The organism is Ramlibacter sp. AN1133, from assembly GCF_037890035.1.
Lineage (GTDB): Bacteria > Pseudomonadota > Gammaproteobacteria > Burkholderiales > Burkholderiaceae_C > Ramlibacter.
The window spans coordinates 19,752-35,901 of record NZ_JBBKTQ010000040.1 but is presented as its reverse complement, the minus strand read 5'-3'; the positions used below and the strand labels follow the sequence as shown (position 1 = coordinate 35,901).

Here is a 16,150-nt window from a genome sequence, read left to right as displayed (position 1 = left end):
CTTCTTTCCTTCTTTCCTTCTTTCCTTCTCTTTTTTGCGTCCTCTGCGTACCCTTTGCGCCCTCTGCGTCCGGCCGTTTGGGTTTCGATATTCAGCTCGAGTGCTGACGCGCGAACGCCTTCGCGATCTGGTCCACCAGGGCCGGGCCGCGGTAGATGAGGCCGGTGTAGATCTGCACCACGTCGGCGCCCGCGCGCAGCTTGCCGAGCGCATCGTCGGCGCTCATGACGCCGCCGACACCGATGATCGGGTAGCCCGCGCCCAGCGCCGCGCGCAGCTGCGCGATCACGCGGTTGCTGGCCGCCAGCAGCGGGGCGCCGCTCAGGCCGCCCGCTTCCTCGGCATGCGGCATGCCCTGGACCCGGTCGCGCGCGATGGTGGTGTTGGTGGCGACCACCCCGTCCATGCCGTGGCGGCGCAAGGTGGCCGCGATCACGTCGACCTGCGCTTCGTCGAGGTCGGGCGCGATCTTCACGAACAGCGGCACGCGCCGGCCATGCTGCACGGCCAGTTGCTCGCGCCGCGCGGCCAGCGCGGCCAGCAGCGCATCGAGCGCCTCGTCGCTTTGCAGCGCCCGCAGGTTCTTGGTGTTCGGGCTGGAGATGTTCACCGTCACGTAGTCGGCATGCGGGTACACGCCGGCCAGGCAGGCGAGGTAGTCGCTGGTGGCCTGCTCGATCGGCGTGACCGCGTTCTTGCCGATGTTGAGCCCCAGCAGCCGCCCCTGCTCACGGAAATGCGAGCGCTGCACGTTGGCGACGAAGGCCTCCAGGCCGTCGTTGTTGAAGCCCAGGCGGTTGATCAGCGCATCGGCCGCACGCAGGCGGAACAGGCGCGGCTTCGGGTTGCCCGCCTGCGGCCTGGGCGTGACGGTGCCGACCTCGACGAAGCCGAAGCCCATCGCGCCCAGGGCGTCGATGCAGCGTGCGTTCTTGTCCAGCCCCGCGGCCAGGCCGATGCGGTTGGGAAAGCGCAGCCCCGCCAGTTCGACCGGGTCGGGCACGAAGGCGTTGCGCCAGGCCCATTCCAGGGGCGTTGCGTGCAGGCGCGCCAGCGTTCCCAGGGTGAGCTCGTGCGCGGCTTCGGCATCGAGCCTGAAGAGGAAAGGGCGGGCCAGGGCATAGGGCAGCAGCGACATCCGATAATTCCGGTTTCCAGACCAAACCGGGGATTGTCGCGTGACACAGGACGAACTCAAGACCGTGGTGGGGCGTGCCGCCCTGAGGTACGTGCCGCTCGGCGAAGTGGTGGGGGTCGGCACGGGCTCCACGGTCAACAAGTTCATCGAGGCGCTCGCGACGATGAAGGACCAGATCCGCGGCGCCGTCTCCAGCTCGGAGGCCTCCACCGATCGCCTGCGCGCGCTGGGCATCCGCGTGTTCGACGCCAACGAGGTGGAGGAACTCGCGGTCTACATCGACGGCGCCGACGAGATCGACGGCCAGGGCTGCATGATCAAGGGCGGCGGCGCGGCACTCACGCGCGAGAAGATCGTCGCCGCGCAGTCGCGGCGCTTCATCTGCATCGCCGACGAATCCAAGAAGGTGGAGGTGCTCGGAAAGTACCCGCTGCCGGTGGAGATCATCCCGATGGCGACGCAGCGCATCGTCCGCAAGTTCGCGGCGCTGGGGGGCACGGCCACCGTGCGCCTGCGCTACGACAACCCGCTGGTGACCGACAACGGCCAGCACATCCTCGACGTGACGGGCCTCAGCATCCGCGACCCGCTGGCCTTCGAGACCGAAGTCAAGCAGTGGCCCGGCGTGGTGGAGGTGGGCGTGTTCGCGCAGCAGAAAGCCGCCGTGTGCCTGCTGGGCACGAGCGGCGGCGTGCAGACGCTGAACTTCTAGCGGTCTAGAAGCGGATGCCCAGCGGGTTCGTCGGCGACGGATCGCTGGGCAGCGGCGACGCCGTGGCCGGTGCCTCCAGGGGCGCCTGCGCGGTCGGGTCGATCGGGCGCGGGTTCACCGCCACCAGCGGCGCGGGCGGCGGATTGCGGTAGCCCGCCGGCAGCGCCGACGTCTTCGGATAGCCGGCGGCATCCATGTACCGCGCCCACTCGGCCTCCGAGAAGCCGACGAGGTGCTGCGCGCCGAGCGTCGCGAAGGGCAGGCGCACGTCGCCGCTCAGGGCGCGCAGGGCGCGCACGTCCGCCTGGGTGGCGATGGTCTTTTCCGTGAACGGGATGCCGCGGCCCACGAGGAAGCCGCGCGCGGAGGCGCAGGGGCCGCAGGCCTCGGTGGTGTACAGGACCACGGGGAAGCGGCTCGTGGTGGCGCGCAGTTCCGAGGGCAGCACCGCACCGGAGCCCTGCGCGCCGTTGGTGGCCGGAAGGGCCACCGAAGGCGCCGGCGCCGCCTTGCCGTCGGCGGGCGGACGGTCGGAGAAGGTCACGCGCCCGTCGGGCCCCACGATGCGATAGACCTGCGCGTGGGCGGCGGCTCCCCACAGCGACGCGCATCCCAGAACGGCGGCGAGCGCCGCCAGGCGGACAGAAGACATCGTCATGCTTGGCTTTCCTGCTGTTGGGCAGATTGTGTCAGGCCATTCCCTGGTGACGCAACAAGGCGTCCAGCGTCGGTTCGCGGCCGCGGAAGGCCTTGAACGACTCCATGGCCGGACGGCTGCCGCCTGCCTCCAGGATGGCCTGGCGGTACCTGCGGCCGGTCTGCACGCTGGGCATGCCGTCCTCGCCCGCCGTCTCCTCGAAGGCGGCATAGGCGTCGGCGCTGAGGACCTCGGCCCACTTGTAGCTGTAGTAGCCCGCCGCGTAGCCGCCGGCGAAGACGTGGCTGAAAGTGTGCGCCATGCGGTTGAAGGCCGGCGGGTGCAGCACCGCCACCTCTTCTCGCACTTGTTGCAGCAGCGGCATGAAGTCGCTCGCGGGATCGTGGTCCGTGTGCAACAGCATGTCGAACAGGGCGAACTCGATCTGGCGCAAGGTGGCCAGTCCGCTCTGGAAATTCTTGGCCGCCAGCATCTTGTCGAACAGTGCCCGCGGCAGCGGCTCGCCGGAATCGACGTGCGCCGTCATGTGCTTGAGCACGCCCCATTCCCAGCAGAAGTTCTCCATGAACTGGCTCGGGAGCTCCACGGCATCCCACTCCACGCCGCTGATGCCCGAGACGTCGCGCTCGTTCACCTGCGTGAGCATGTGGTGCAGGCCGTGCCCCGATTCGTGGAACAGCGTGATCACGTCGTCGTGCGTGAGCAGGGCCGGGCGGCCTTCCACGCCTTCGGCGAAGTTGCACACCAGGTGCGCCACCGGCGTCTGCAGCCGGCCGGTGTCGGGCCGCAGCCAGCGGGCGCGCACGTCGTCCATCCAGGCGCCGCCGCGCTTGCCGGTGCGCGCGGCGGGATCGAGGTAGAACTGCCCGAGCAGCTCGCCGGAGTTCACGTGGTCGCGTTTCACCTGCGACTTGCGCTCGATGCGATAGAACTCCACGGACGGATGCCAGGCCGGCGCGAAGTCGCGCCGGATCTCCACCTCGAACAGGGTCTCGACGATCTTGAACAGGCCCGCCAGCACCTTGGGCGCGGTGAAGTACTGCTTGACCTCCTGCTCGCTGAACGCGTAGCGCTCCTCCTTCAGCTTCTCGCCGATGTAGGCCCAGTCCCAGGCCTGCGGGTCGGTGATGCCGAGCTTTTCGGCCGCGAAGCTGCGCATGTCCTGCACGTCCTGCTGCGCATAGGGCCTGGCGCGCCGCGCGAGGTCGCGCAGGAAGCCGATCACCTGCTGCGGCGATTCGGCCATCTTGGGCACCAGCGACACCTCGGCGAAATTGCTGTATCCGAGGAGCCGGGCTTCCTCGCGGCGCAGGGCGAGGATCTCGCGCACCAGCCCGGTGTTGTCGAACTTCGGGTCGCCCTGGTCGCTCGCGCGCGTGACGTAGGCGCGATAGAGGCGCTCGCGCAGCTGCGGGTTGTGCCCGAACTGCATCACGGGCAGGTAGCTGGGCATCTTCAGCGTGAGCTTGTAGCCCGGCTTGCCCTCGGCTTCGGCGGCCGCGCGGGCGGCCTGCACGACGTCCGGCGGGACGCCATCGAGTTCGTCCTCGCCGGCGTAGTAGGAGAAGGCATCGGTCGCGTCCAGCGCGTTCTCGCTGAACTTCTGCGACAGCTCCGCGGCGCGTTCCTGGATCTGCGCGAAGCGCTCCTTGGCGGGGCCGGCCAGCTCGGCGCCCGAGAGCACGAAGTTGCGGATCGCGTTCTTCAGCGCCTGCTGCTGCTCCTTGGTGAGCTTCGAAGCGTCGATGGCCTTGTACTTGGCGTACAGCTTTTCATTGGAGCCCAGGCGCGTCCAGAACTCGGTGACGCGGGGCAGGGCCTCGTTGTAGGCAGCACGCAGCTCGGGCGTGTCGGCGACGGCGTTGAGGTGGCCGACCATGCCCCAGGCGCGGCTGAGCCGCTCCGTGGCCACGTCGAGCACGCGCGCCATCCCGATCCAGTCGGCGGGGAAATCCGGCTCGGTCACCTTCGCCAGCGCCTGGTCGGCCTGGGCCAGCAGTTCGTCCACTGCGGGGGCGACGTGCTCGGGCCGCACCTGGTCCCACAGCGGGAGATCGTTGAAGTCGAGGAGGGGATTGCTCATGCCGCCCATTTTGCGGCAGCCGCGGGCGGGTCAGTGTCGGCGGGGATTGGGAATCCTCATGGGCGTCATGCAAAAACCGAACAGCCGGACGCAGAGGGCGCAAAGGGTACGCAGAGGACGCGAAAGAGACAAAGAAAGGGAAACGGAAAAGGGAAGGCCCTTCCTTCCTTTTTCTTTCTTTTCTGCGTCCTCTGCGTACCCTTCGCGTCCTCTGCGTCCGGTACCCGCTTCCTTCACGCCGCCGACCGCTCCGCCGCCTCGATCGTGTTGACCAGCAGCATGGCGCGGGTCATGGGGCCGACGCCGCCCGGGACGGGCGTGATCCAGCTGGCGACTTCCTTGACGCCGGCGAAGTCGACGTCGCCGCAGAGCTTGCCCTCGTCGTTGCGGTTCATGCCCACGTCGATGACCACCGCGCCCGGCTTGACCATGTCGGCCGTCAGCACGTTGCGCTTGCCGACCGCGGCGACGACCACGTCCGCCTGCCGCGTGATCGCGCCCAGGTCCTTGGTGCGGCTGTGGCAGATGGTCACCGTCGCGTCGCGGCCCAGCAGCATCATGGCCATGGGCTTGCCCACGATGTTGCTGCGGCCGATCACGACCGCGTGCTTGCCCTTGAGGTCGTAGCCGATCGAGTCGAGCATCTTCAGGCAGCCGTAGGGCGTGCAGGGCCAGAAACCGGGCTGGCCCACCATCAGCGCGCCGGCGCTCGCCACGTGGAAGCCGTCGACGTCCTTGGCGGGGGAGATCGTCTCGATCACCTTGTGGGTGTCCATGTGCTTCGGGAGGGGCAGCTGCACCAGGATGCCGTGCACGGCGCCGTCCACGTTCAGCGCGCGGATCTTCGCCAGCAGCTCCCCTTCCGTCATCGTGGCGGGGAAGCGCTCCAGCGTGGCCTTCAGGCCGGTCTGCTCGCTGTCGGCGGCCTTGTGCTTGACGTAGACCTGGCTGGCGGGGTCCTCGCCGATCAGGAGGATGGCCAGGTGCGGCTGGATGCCCCTGGCCTTGAGCGCCGCGGTGCGCCCGGACACCTCGGCACGGATTTGCGCGGCAAGCGCGTTGCCGTCGATGAGTTTGGCTGTCATGGGAGGATCAATTCAACAGCCGGACGCAGAGGACGCAAAGGGTACGCAGAGGACGCAAAGAAAACCTTCCAAAGCTTTCTTTGTCTTTTTTGCGTCCTCTGCGTACCCTTTGCGCTCTCTGCGTCCGGCAGTCCGTTTTCGGTAGTCAGGCCTTCGGCGGCGTCTGCCCCAGCGCGATCTTCAGCAGGTCGGCGACGGTGTTGGCGTTCAGCTTTTCCATGATGTTGGCGCGGTGCGCCTCCACCGTCTTGATGCTGATGCCCAGGTCGTCGGCGATCTGCTTGTTCAGGCGGCCGGCCACGATGCGTTCCAGCACCTGCGCCTCGCGCGACGTGAGCTTCGACAGCAGCGCATCGCGGCTGGCGGCGCTCTGGAATTCGGCGAAGGTGTCCTTGGCGCGTTCGAGCATGCGCTCCACCAGGCTCACCAGCTCGTCTTCCTTGAAGGGCTTCTGGATGAAGTCCATCGCGCCCTTCTTCATCGTGTTGACGGCCATCGGCACGTCGCCGTGGCCGGTGATGAAGACGACGGGCAGGGGCGACTTGCGTTCGACCAGCCGGTCCTGCAGTTCCAGGCCGGTCATGCCGCCCATGCGGATGTCGACGATCAGGCAGGCGACCTCGCGCGGGTCGTAGCGGGCGAGGAAGGACTCCGCGGAGTCGAAGCAGCGCACCCGGTAATCCTTGCCTTCGAGCAGCCACTGCAACGAATCGCGCACGGCCTCGTCGTCGTCGACCACATAGACCGTGCCCTTCTTGGGAATCAAACTCATACCGCTGTCACCCCCGCGTCCTTGCCTACTATCGGACTTGTAGCACCGGAGACCGGGATCCAGAAGGAGAACCGGCACCCCGCCACCTCCGCGCCATTGTAGATGTTCTCCGCCTGCATCCTGCCGTGGTGCGACTCCACGATGGAGCGGCACAGGTTCAGGCCGATGCCCATGCCCTCGGCCTTGGTGGAGAAGAAGGCTTCGTACAGGCGGTCCATCACCTCGGGGGCGAGGCCCTGGCCCGAATCGAGCACCGAGAATTCGACCACCTGCTGCACGTCGATCTGCTTGGGCACCACGCGCAGTTCCACGCTGCGGCGGCCCGCCGGGCGGCCCGCATGCTCGATCGCCTCGGCGGCGTTGCGCAGCAGGTTCACCAGCACCTGCTCGATCAGGATCGGGTCCACCATCAGGTGCGGCAGCCGCGCGGCCACGTAGTGCGACATGCGCACGTTGCGCCGGCGCAGTTCGATCTCCGCCAGCTCCAGCGCCTCGCTCACCATCACGCTCACGTCGGAGAGGGTGCGGTTCGGTTCGCTGCGCTTCACGAAGGTGCGGATGCGCTGGATGATCTGCCCGGCGCGCTGGGCCTGCCGCGCCGTCTTGTCCAGGGCCGCCAGCACGTCGTCTTCCGCGATCTGCTTGCTGCGGATGCGCGACATCAGGCCGTTGCAGTAGTTGCTGATCGCCGTCAGCGGCTGGTTCAGTTCGTGCGCCACGCTGGAGGCCATCTCGCCCATCGTGATCAGGCGGCTGGCGCTCTGCGCGCGTTCGGCCTGCGCGGCGGCCTGTTCCTCCGCGGTGCGCCGCGACGTGATGTCGGTCGCGATCACCATCTGCGCCAGGCGGCCGTCCACCCAGGTGAGGTAACGCGAACGCACTTCCAGCCACTTGCCCAGTTCCGGCACGAAGATCTCCGCGTTCTCGGAGCTGGCCGCCGTGAGGCTGTTGGTGGGCAGGCCGACGAAGGAGTCGACCTCGTCGAGGTGGTCGTCGTTGGTCGGCGGCGACTCCGACATGCCCGCCTGCGCCACCATACCCAGGTGGCCGCCCGCGCGGCCGCCGAACCACAGGCGGTACAGCTTGTTGGCGAACAGCAGTTCCTCGCTGCCCAGGGGCGCCACCGACACGGAGGCGTCGAGCGCCTCCAGCACGGTGGTGAAGCGCTCGTGCGAGGCCTGCAGCTGCTCGCGGATGCGCGTCGGCTCGGTGATGTCGGTCATCGAGGTCATCCAGCCGGTCTGGTGGCCCTTGGCGTCCACCAGCGGAGACACATAGAGGCGGGCATCGAACAGCGTGCCGTCCTTGCGCTTGACGCGCACCTGGAAGCCGCCCTGGATGGTGCGGCCCTTGAGTTCGTCCTCCAGCCGCGCCATGAGCAGCTCGCGGTCCTCGTCGGGCCAGTAGGGGAAGGGCGGGGTGCGGCCCACCAGTTCGGCCTCGCTCCAGCCGGTCATCTGGCAGAAGGCGGCATTGACATAAGTGATGCGGCCGTGCAGGTCGAGCGCCCGCATGCCCGTGAGCATCGAGTTCTCCATCGCGCGGCGGAAGTTGGTCTCCGTCATCAGCGCCTGCTGGGTGCGCATGCGCCGGCGGGTGTGCCGCCAGTTGGCGATCAGCATCCAGGCCGTCATCGCGGAGAGCGCACCGACCAGCCAGAACAGGCCGCTGCCGATCACCCCCAGGCCCGTGCGATAGGCCTGCGCGCGGATCACGAGGCCGTTGCCCACCGGCGAGACGGGCACCTCGTATTCGTTGGGCTGGGCGGCCCAGGGCAGCAGGTGCGTGGCAGGGTTGCGCGCCGGCACCGAGGTGCCCGCCAGCACGCGGCCCTTGCCATCGAGCAGGGCGACGGCGTACTTGGCCGAGATCTCCGCCGGCACGCCGTAGCGCAGCAGGCCGTCGATCGAGTATTCGCCCAGGATCACGCCGCCGAACTTGCCCTGGTCCGCCAGCGGCACGTGCAGCTGCAGCAGGCCCGAGCTGTCCGGTCCCGCGACCGGCTGCGAGTACACCGGCTGCTGCAGGTCGCGCGCGAGGCTGTACATGATCTCCGTCTCGCCGGGGCGCAGCACCTCGCCTTTCGTGCGCACGTGCGCGCTGCTCAGGCTGGGCGCCGCATACGAGGCCGTGACCCGCCGGCGCTCGTCGATCCACGTGAGCATCAGCAGCTCGGGATACTGCGCGATCATCGACTCGGCGCGGCCGACGAATTCCTCCCCATCCACCTCCTTGTTGGAGATGTCGCGGGCGATGCGCATCAACTGTTCCTGCCGCTCCAGCAGGCGCAGCCGCATGCGCTGCTGCGCGTATTCGACGTCGCGCTTGACGGCTTCCTGCTCGCGGTCCATTTCCTCCAGCCGCAGGTAGCCGAAAGCGGAGACGATGGCGGCCAGGAACAGCAGCACCGCGGCCAACGGTGCGGCCATCGCGTAGCGGTCCTGCCGGGTGGGCGTCTGGCGCCGCCACCAGTGGCGCCACCAGTTCGGGATGGGGCCGTCGGAGGGCAACTCCGATGCGGGGTTGTCATGCATGAGGATGGTCAGTTTAAGGGCGCGCCCCGGTGTGACCAACGGGCGCGACAAAGGTGCCGCCGACTTGCGACAGGTACAAGCATGTAATTCGCATTATGAAATGAAGAAGCACCATTTGAAATCTTGGCGAAGCTGTGCGACACTTCGCCCCCGTGCGGCCAGCCCGTACTAAATTCACTTGGACGCTTCAAGGAGACAACACATGTCCGCTCAGCCCGACCGCGTGTTCGGCGCCGCCGCCAACGATTCCGACTCCCAGGAAACACGCGAGTGGCTGGACGCGCTTTCCGCCGTCATCGCCTCCGAAGGCAAGGACCGCGGCCACTTCCTGATCGAACAGCTGCTGGAACAGGCCCGCCAGGAAGGCATCGACATGCCCTTCTCGGCGACGACGGGGTACGTCAACACGATCGAGCCCGAGAACGAGGAGCGCTGCCCCGGCAACCTCGAGATCGAGGAGCGCCTGCGCGCCTACATGCGCTGGAACGCGATGGCGATGGTGGTCAAGGCCAACCGCATCCATCCGGACGACGGCGGCGACCTCGGCGGCCACATCAGCTCCTTCGCCTCGCTGGCGACCATGCTGGGAGCCGGCTTCAACCACTTCTGGCACGCCGAGACGCCGGAACACGGCGGCGACTGCCTCTACATCCAGGGCCACAGCGCGCCCGGCATCTATGCCCGCGCCTTCATGGAAGGCCGCATCACCGAGGAACAATTGCTGAACTTCCGCCAGGAAGTGGACGGCAAGGGCCTTTCCAGCTATCCGCACCCGAAGCTGATGCCCGAGTTCTGGCAGTTCCCGACGGTGTCCATGGGCCTGGGCCCGCTGATGGCGATCTACCAGGCTCGCTTCCTCAAGTACCTGCATGCCCGCGGCATCGCCAACACCGAGAACCGCAAGGTCTGGGCCTTCCTCGGCGACGGCGAGATGGACGAAGTGGAGTCGCTCGGCGCCATCGGCGTGGCCGCGCGCGAAGGCCTCGACAACCTGATCTTCGTCGTCAACTGCAACCTGCAGCGCCTCGACGGCCCGGTGCGCGGCAACGGCAAGATCATCCAGGAGCTCGAAGGCGAGTTCCGCGGCGCCGGCTGGAACGTGATCAAGCTGATCTGGGGCTCCTACTGGGACCCGCTGCTCGCGCGCGACAAGGAAGGCATCCTGCGCCAGATCATGATGGACGTCCTGGATGGCGACTACCAGGCGATGAAGGCCAACGACGGCGCCTTCGTGCGCAAGAACTTCTTCGGCCGCCACCCCAAGGCGCTGGAGATGGTCGCGAAGATGAGCGACGAGGACATCTGGCGCCTCAACCGCGGCGGCCACGATCCGCAGAAGGTCTATGCGGCCTTCCACCGCGCCTACAACCACAAGGGCCAGCCCACCGTGCTGCTGGTGAAGACCGTCAAGGGCTTCGGCATGGGCAAGGCGGGCGAGGGCAGGAACATCGCCCACCAGGCCAAGAAGCTGGCCGACGACGACATCCGCACCTTCCGCGACCGCTTCAACATCCCGATCCCGGACGAGAAGCTGGCCGAGATCCCCTTCTACAAGCCGGAAGAGAACACGCCGGAGATGCAGTACCTGCACGAGCGCCGCAAGGCCCTCGGCGGCTACCTGCCCAAGCGCCGGCCCAAGGCGGACGAACAGCTGAAGGTGCCGGGCCTCGACGCCTTCAAGGCCGTGACGGATCCCACCGCGGAAGGCCGCGAGATCTCCACGACGCAGGCCTACGTGCGCTTCCTCACCGCGCTGCTGCGCGACAAGGAGCTCGGCCAGCGCGTGGTGCCCATCCTCGTCGACGAGGCGCGCACCTTCGGCATGGAGGGCCTGTTCCGCCAGATCGGCATCTACAACCACGAAGGGCAGAAGTACACCCCGCAGGACCGCGACCAGGTCTCCTACTACAAGGAAGTCCAGAACGGCCAGATCCTGCAGGAAGGCATCAACGAGGCCGGCGGCATGGCCAGCTGGGTCGCGGCGGCGACGAGCTACAGCACCAGCAACCGCATCATGGTGCCGTTCTTCATCTACTACTCGATGTTCGGGCTGCAGCGCGTGGGCGACCTGTGCTGGGCCGCCGGCGACATGCAGGCGCGCGGCTTCCTGCTGGGGGGCACCTCGGGCCGCACCACGCTCAACGGCGAAGGCCTGCAGCACGAGGACGGCCACAGCCACATCATCGCGCAGACCATTCCCAACTGCATGAGCTACGACCCGACCTTCGCGCACGAAGTCGCGGTGATCATGCAGGATGGCCTGAAGCGCATGGTGGAAAAGCAGGAGAACGTCTTCTACTACATCACCCTGCTGAACGAGAACTACCCCATGCCCGGCCTGCAGCCCGGCACGGAGGAACAGATCGTCAAGGGCATGTACCTGCTCAAGGCCGGAGGCGAAGGGAAGAACCGCGTGCAGCTGATGGGCTCCGGCACCATCCTGCGCGAGTCCCTGTTCGCGCAGGAGCTGCTGGCCAGCGACTGGGGCGTGCAGGCGGACGTGTGGAGCTGCCCGAGCTTCAACGAGCTGGCGCGCGACGGCCTCGCGTGCGAGCGCTGGAACATGCTGCATCCGGACGCGAAGGAGGCGCGGGTGCCGTTCGTCACGCAGCAGCTCGACAAGCGTGCCGGCCCGGTCGTGGCCTCCACCGACTACATCAAGCAGTACGTCGACCAGATCCGCGCCTTCATCCCGAAGGGCCGCGCGTACAAGGTGCTGGGCACCGACGGCTTCGGCCGCAGCGACTTCCGCAGCAAGCTGCGCGAGCACTTCGAGGTGAACCGGCACTACATCGTGGTGGCGGCCTTGAAGGCGCTGGCGGAAGAGGGTAGCGTGCCGGTTTCCAAGGTTGCCGAGGCGATCCGGAAATACGGTATCAAGGCCGACAAGGTCAACCCGCTGTACGCGTGACAATCGCTTCCTGAGACAACGACAAGGCCCGAGCGCGGGCCGCGGAGAACAAGAAACATGGCACTGGTCGAAGTGAAGGTCCCCGACATCGGGGACTTCAAGGATGTCGCCGTCATCGAAATCCTGGTCAAGCCGGGCGACACGATCAAGCAGGAGCAGTCGCTCGTCACCGTCGAATCGGACAAGGCCTCGATGGAGATCCCGGCCAGCGTGGCGGGGGTCCTGAAGGAACTGAAGATCAAGATCGGGGACAAGATCTCCGAAGGTTCGGTGATCGCGATCGTCGAATCGTCGGCGGGCGCGGCCTCTTCCCCTCCCCCTCCGGGGGAGGGTAGGGTGGGGGCGGCGGCGACAGCCGCTCCGGCTCCCCAACCCGCGGCGCCCCCACCCCAACCCTCCCCCGGAGGGGGAGGGAGTCAATCGGGCCCCATCCAGGTCAAGGTCCCCGACATCGGCGACTTCAAGGACGTCGCCATCATCGAGATCCTGGTCAAGCCCGGCGACACGATCAAGCAGGAGCAGTCGCTCATCACCGTCGAATCCGACAAGGCCTCGATGGAGATTCCTTCTTCCGCCGCCGGCGTGCTGAAGGAGTTGAAGGTCAAGGTCGGGGACAAGGTCAACATCGGTGACTTGATCGCGGTGCTTGACAGCACCGCGATGCTCGCCGCAACAGGCTCCCCCCCACCCCAACCCTCCCCCTCAGGGGGAGGGCTTCAGGCGACGCCCACTGCGCATGCGCCGGCCCACATCCCGCCGACCGCATCGCTGCCGCCGCACGAACCCGCGCCGCCCACGGGCAACCTGCCGCATGCATCGCCTTCCGTGCGCAAGTTCGCGCGCGAGCTCGGCGTGCCGCTGGAAGAAGTGAAGGGCACCGGGCCCAAGGGCCGCATCACGCAGGAAGACGTGCAGGCCTTCACCAAGTCGGTGATGGCCGGCGAGGTGCAGACCAAGGCCCTGGCCGCGAAGGCGCCCGCTGGCGGCGGGGGCGGCGAGGCGCTCGGCCTGCTGCCGTGGCCCAAGGTGGACTTCGCGAAGTTCGGGCCCATCGAGCGCAAGCCGCTGTCGCGGATCAAGAAGATCAGCGGCGCCAACCTGCATCGCAACTGGGTGCTGATCCCGCACGTCACCAACCACGACGACGCGGACATCACCGATCTCGAAGCCTTCCGCGTCGCCACCAACAAGGAAAACGAGAAGTCGGGCGTCAAGGTCACGATGCTGGGCTTCCTCATCAAGGCCTGCGTTGCGGCCCTGAAGAAATTCCCTGACTTCAACAGCTCGCTGGATGGCGAGGACCTGGTCCTCAAGAGCTATTACCACATCGGTTTCGCGGCCGACACGCCCAACGGCCTCGTGGTGCCGGTGATCAAGGACGCCGACAAGAAGGGCGTGCTGGCCATCAGCCAGGAAATGGCCGAGCTCGCGAAGAAGGCGCGCGATGGCAAGTTGTCGCCCGCCGAAATGTCGGGCGCGACTTTCACGATTTCTTCGCTCGGCGGTATCGGCGGGCGTTACTTCACGCCCATCATCAACGCGCCGGAAGTCGCTATCCTCGGGGTGTGCCGCAGCCAGACCGAGCCGGTCTGGGACGGCAAGCAGTTCCAGCCGCGCTTGATGCTGCCGCTGTCGCTGTCGTGGGACCACCGTGTCATCGACGGCGCTTCGGCCGCGCGCTTCAACGCTTACCTGGGGCAGATCCTGGCGGACTTCCGCCGCGTCCTTCTCTAAGAACTACAAGACTCGATGACAACAGTAGTGGTGGTGAAGAAAGCCGGGCAGATCGCCATCGCGGCGGACACCCTGGTGACCTTCGGTGACACCCGCCTTGCGCACCGGTTCGAGGACAACACCAAGATCTTCAAGGTCGAAACCGACGACGGCCCGAGCTACATCGGCATGGCCGGCACCGTGGCGCACTTCCCGGTGCTGCGCAAGGCGATGGGCTCGATGCCGCGCGAGATCCTCAAGCTGGCCAGCAAGGACGAGGTGTTCGACACCTTCACCAAGCTGCATCCGTACCTGAAGGACAACTTCTTCCTGCAGACGAAGGAAGAAGACAGCGACCCGTACGAGTCCAGCCAGTTCAGCGTGGTGATCGCCAACGCGAGCGGCATCTACGGGCTGTACAGCTACCGCGAGGTCTTCGAGTTCAAGGAGTTCTGGGGCATCGGCTCGGGGCGCAGCTTCGCGCTGGGCGCCATGCATGCCGCCTACCCCAAGGCCAAGACCGCGCGCGAAGTCGCGGAAGCGGGGATCGCCGCGGGTTGCGAGTTCGACCGCAACTCCGAGCTGCCCTGCGACATCTTCACTGTCAAGACGAAAGAGCCTAAATAAATGGCAACGACGGAAGTGAAAGTCCCCGACATCGGGGACTTCAAGGACGTGGCCGTCATCGAACTGCTGGTCAAGCCCGGCGACACGGTGAAGGTCGAACAATCCCTGGTGACGGTGGAGAGCGACAAGGCGTCGATGGAGATCCCGTCGACGCACGCGGGCGTCGTCAAGGAAGTGAAGATCAAGGTGGGGGACAAGGTGTCGGAGGGGTCGGTGCTGCTGACGCTCGAGACGACCGGCGCCGCGGCTTCTTCTTCCCCTCCCCCTCCGGGGGAGGGTAGGGTGGGGGCTCCGGCGCAAGCCGCTCCGGCCTCCAGCCCCGCAGCGCCCCCACCCCAGCCCTCCCCCGGAGGGGGAGGGAGCATCCCCGCGGGCTCCTACTCCGGCGGCGTCGACCTCGAATGCGAGATGCTGGTCCTCGGCGCCGGCCCCGGCGGCTACTCCGCCGCGTTCCGGGCCGCCGACCTCGGCATGAAGACCGTGATCGTCGAGCGCTATGCCACCCTCGGCGGCGTGTGCCTCAACGTCGGCTGCATCCCGTCCAAGGCGCTGCTGCACGTCGCGGCCGTGATGGACGAAGTGAGCCACATGGACACCCTGGGCATCTCCTTCGGCAAGCCCACCATCGATCGCGGCAAGCTCAAGGCCCACAAGGACAAGGTCGTCGGCAAGCTCACCGGCGGCCTCGCGGCCATGGCCAAGATGCGCAAGGTGACCGTGGTGCGCGGCATCGGCACCTTCCTCGATCCGTACCACCTGCAGGTGCAGGAGACCACGGGCAGCGGCAGCGAGACCACCGGCAAGAAGCAGGTGATCCGCTTCAGGAACGCGATCATCGCCGCCGGCTCGCAGGCCATGCAGCTGCCCTTCATGCCCAAGGACCCGCGCGTGGTCGACTCGACCGGCGCACTGGAGCTCGCCACCAATCCCAAGCGCATGCTGATCCTCGGCGGCGGCATCATCGGCCTGGAAATGGGTACCGTGTACTCCACGCTGGGCGCGCGCCTGGACGTCGTCGAAATGCTCGATGGCCTGATGCAGGGCGCGGACCGCGACCTCGTGCGCGTGTGGCAGAAGATGAACACGCCGCGCTTCGACAACATCATGCTCAAGACCAGGACCGTCGGCGCGGAAGCGACCAGGGACGGCATCCTGGTGCGCTTCGAGGGCGAACAGGCGCCCAAGGAACCGCAGGTCTACGACCTCGTGCTGCAGGCCGTCGGCCGCTCGCCCAACGGCAAGAAGATCGGCGCCGAGAAGGCCGGCGTGAACGTCACGGACCGCGGATTCATCCCGGTCGACATCTCCATGCGCACCAACGTGCCGCACATCTTCGCCATCGGCGACATCGTCGGCCAGCCGATGCTGGCGCACAAGGCGGTGCACGAGGCGCACGTGGCGGCCGAAGCGGCATCGGGCGAGAAGGCGACCTTCAACGCGCGCGTGATCCCCAGCGTGGCCTACACCGATCCCGAAGTGGCCTGGGTGGGCCTCACCGAGGACCAGGCCAAGGCGCAGGGCATCGCCATCAAGAAGGGCCACTTCCCGTGGACGGCGTCGGGCCGCGCGATCGCCAACACGCGCGACGAGGGCTTCACCAAGCTGCTGTTCGACGCGCAGACGCACCGCATCGTGGGCGGCGGCATCGTCGGCACGCACGCGGGCGACATGATCGGCGAGGTGGCGCTGGCCATCGAGATGGGCGCCGACGAGATCGACATCGGCAAGACCATCCACCCGCACCCGACGCTCGGCGAGAGCATCGGCATGGCCGCCGAGATCGCGCACGGTACCTGCACGGACGTGCCGCCGCAGCGGAAGTAGGCCGACACCGTCTTTCCCGCGCAGGCGGGAAGCCAGGGGAGCGCGCGCAGCGCGCCATGGAAAGCCCTGGGTCCCCGCCTTCGCGGGGACGAC

Annotated in this window: 11 protein-coding genes; 5 read left to right on the top strand and 6 right to left on the bottom strand. The window is 67.3% G+C overall.

Annotation, left to right across the window (positions count from 1 at the left end; genetic code table 11):
• Window positions 1-91: 91 nt before the first annotated feature.
• Complete coding sequence (locus WG923_RS29340) at window positions 92-1,138, bottom strand: quinone-dependent dihydroorotate dehydrogenase (protein WP_340354579.1); 1,047 nt, start codon at window positions 1,136-1,138, stop codon at window positions 92-94.
• Window positions 1,139-1,178: 40 nt separating this feature from the next.
• Between WG923_RS29340 and rpiA the strand changes: the two genes are divergently transcribed.
• Window positions 1,179-1,850, top strand: coding sequence for a ribose-5-phosphate isomerase RpiA (gene rpiA, locus WG923_RS29335; protein WP_340354578.1), 672 nt, complete (start codon window positions 1,179-1,181; stop codon window positions 1,848-1,850).
• A gap of 4 nt (window positions 1,851-1,854) precedes the next feature.
• Here the strand turns inward: rpiA and WG923_RS29330 are convergent, their stop codons facing one another.
• The 5 genes from WG923_RS29330 to WG923_RS29310 all read right to left on the bottom strand — a co-directional run bounded on the left by WG923_RS29330 (window position 1,855) and on the right by WG923_RS29310 (window position 8,982).
• On the bottom strand, window positions 1,855-2,508 hold the full coding sequence (locus tag WG923_RS29330) for a glutaredoxin family protein (protein WP_340354577.1): 654 nt from the start codon (window positions 2,506-2,508) through the stop codon (window positions 1,855-1,857).
• Window positions 2,509-2,539: 31 nt separating this feature from the next.
• Complete coding sequence (locus WG923_RS29325; RefSeq protein WP_340354576.1) at window positions 2,540-4,591, bottom strand: M3 family metallopeptidase; 2,052 nt, start codon at window positions 4,589-4,591, stop codon at window positions 2,540-2,542.
• Window positions 4,592-4,824: 233 nt separating this feature from the next.
• Window positions 4,825-5,676 carry a bifunctional methylenetetrahydrofolate dehydrogenase/methenyltetrahydrofolate cyclohydrolase FolD gene (folD, locus tag WG923_RS29320; RefSeq protein ID WP_340354575.1) on the bottom strand — a complete coding sequence of 284 codons (852 nt, stop codon included), beginning with the start codon at window positions 5,674-5,676 and terminating at the stop codon, window positions 4,825-4,827.
• Window positions 5,677-5,821: 145 nt separating this feature from the next.
• A complete protein-coding gene (locus WG923_RS29315) occupies window positions 5,822-6,448 on the bottom strand; it encodes a response regulator transcription factor (protein WP_340354574.1) in 627 nt (208 codons plus the stop codon).
• Window positions 6,445-8,982: a PAS domain S-box protein gene (locus WG923_RS29310; protein ID WP_340354573.1), complete on the bottom strand. Its 2,538-nt coding sequence runs from the start codon at window positions 8,980-8,982 to the stop codon at window positions 6,445-6,447. The genes WG923_RS29315 and WG923_RS29310 overlap by 4 nt, the downstream gene beginning before the upstream one ends.
• 202 nt (window positions 8,983-9,184) lie before the next feature.
• Here WG923_RS29310 and aceE point away from each other — a divergent pair, with 202 nt between their 5' ends.
• The 4 genes from aceE to lpdA are packed head-to-tail and all read left to right on the top strand — an operon-like array spanning window position 9,185 to window position 16,057.
• Window positions 9,185-11,893, top strand: coding sequence for a pyruvate dehydrogenase (acetyl-transferring), homodimeric type (aceE, locus tag WG923_RS29305; protein WP_340354572.1), 2,709 nt, complete (start codon window positions 9,185-9,187; stop codon window positions 11,891-11,893).
• 57 nt (window positions 11,894-11,950) lie between these two features.
• Complete coding sequence (aceF, locus tag WG923_RS29300) at window positions 11,951-13,627, top strand: dihydrolipoyllysine-residue acetyltransferase (RefSeq protein WP_340354571.1); 1,677 nt, start codon at window positions 11,951-11,953, stop codon at window positions 13,625-13,627.
• Between the two features lie 15 nt (window positions 13,628-13,642).
• On the top strand, window positions 13,643-14,233 hold the full coding sequence (locus WG923_RS29295) for an MFS transporter (protein ID WP_340354570.1): 591 nt from the start codon (window positions 13,643-13,645) through the stop codon (window positions 14,231-14,233).
• Entirely contained in the window at window positions 14,234-16,057 is a 1,824-nt protein-coding gene (gene lpdA, locus WG923_RS29290) for a dihydrolipoyl dehydrogenase (RefSeq protein ID WP_340354569.1), read from the top strand.
• Window positions 16,058-16,150: the final 93 nt, after the last annotated feature.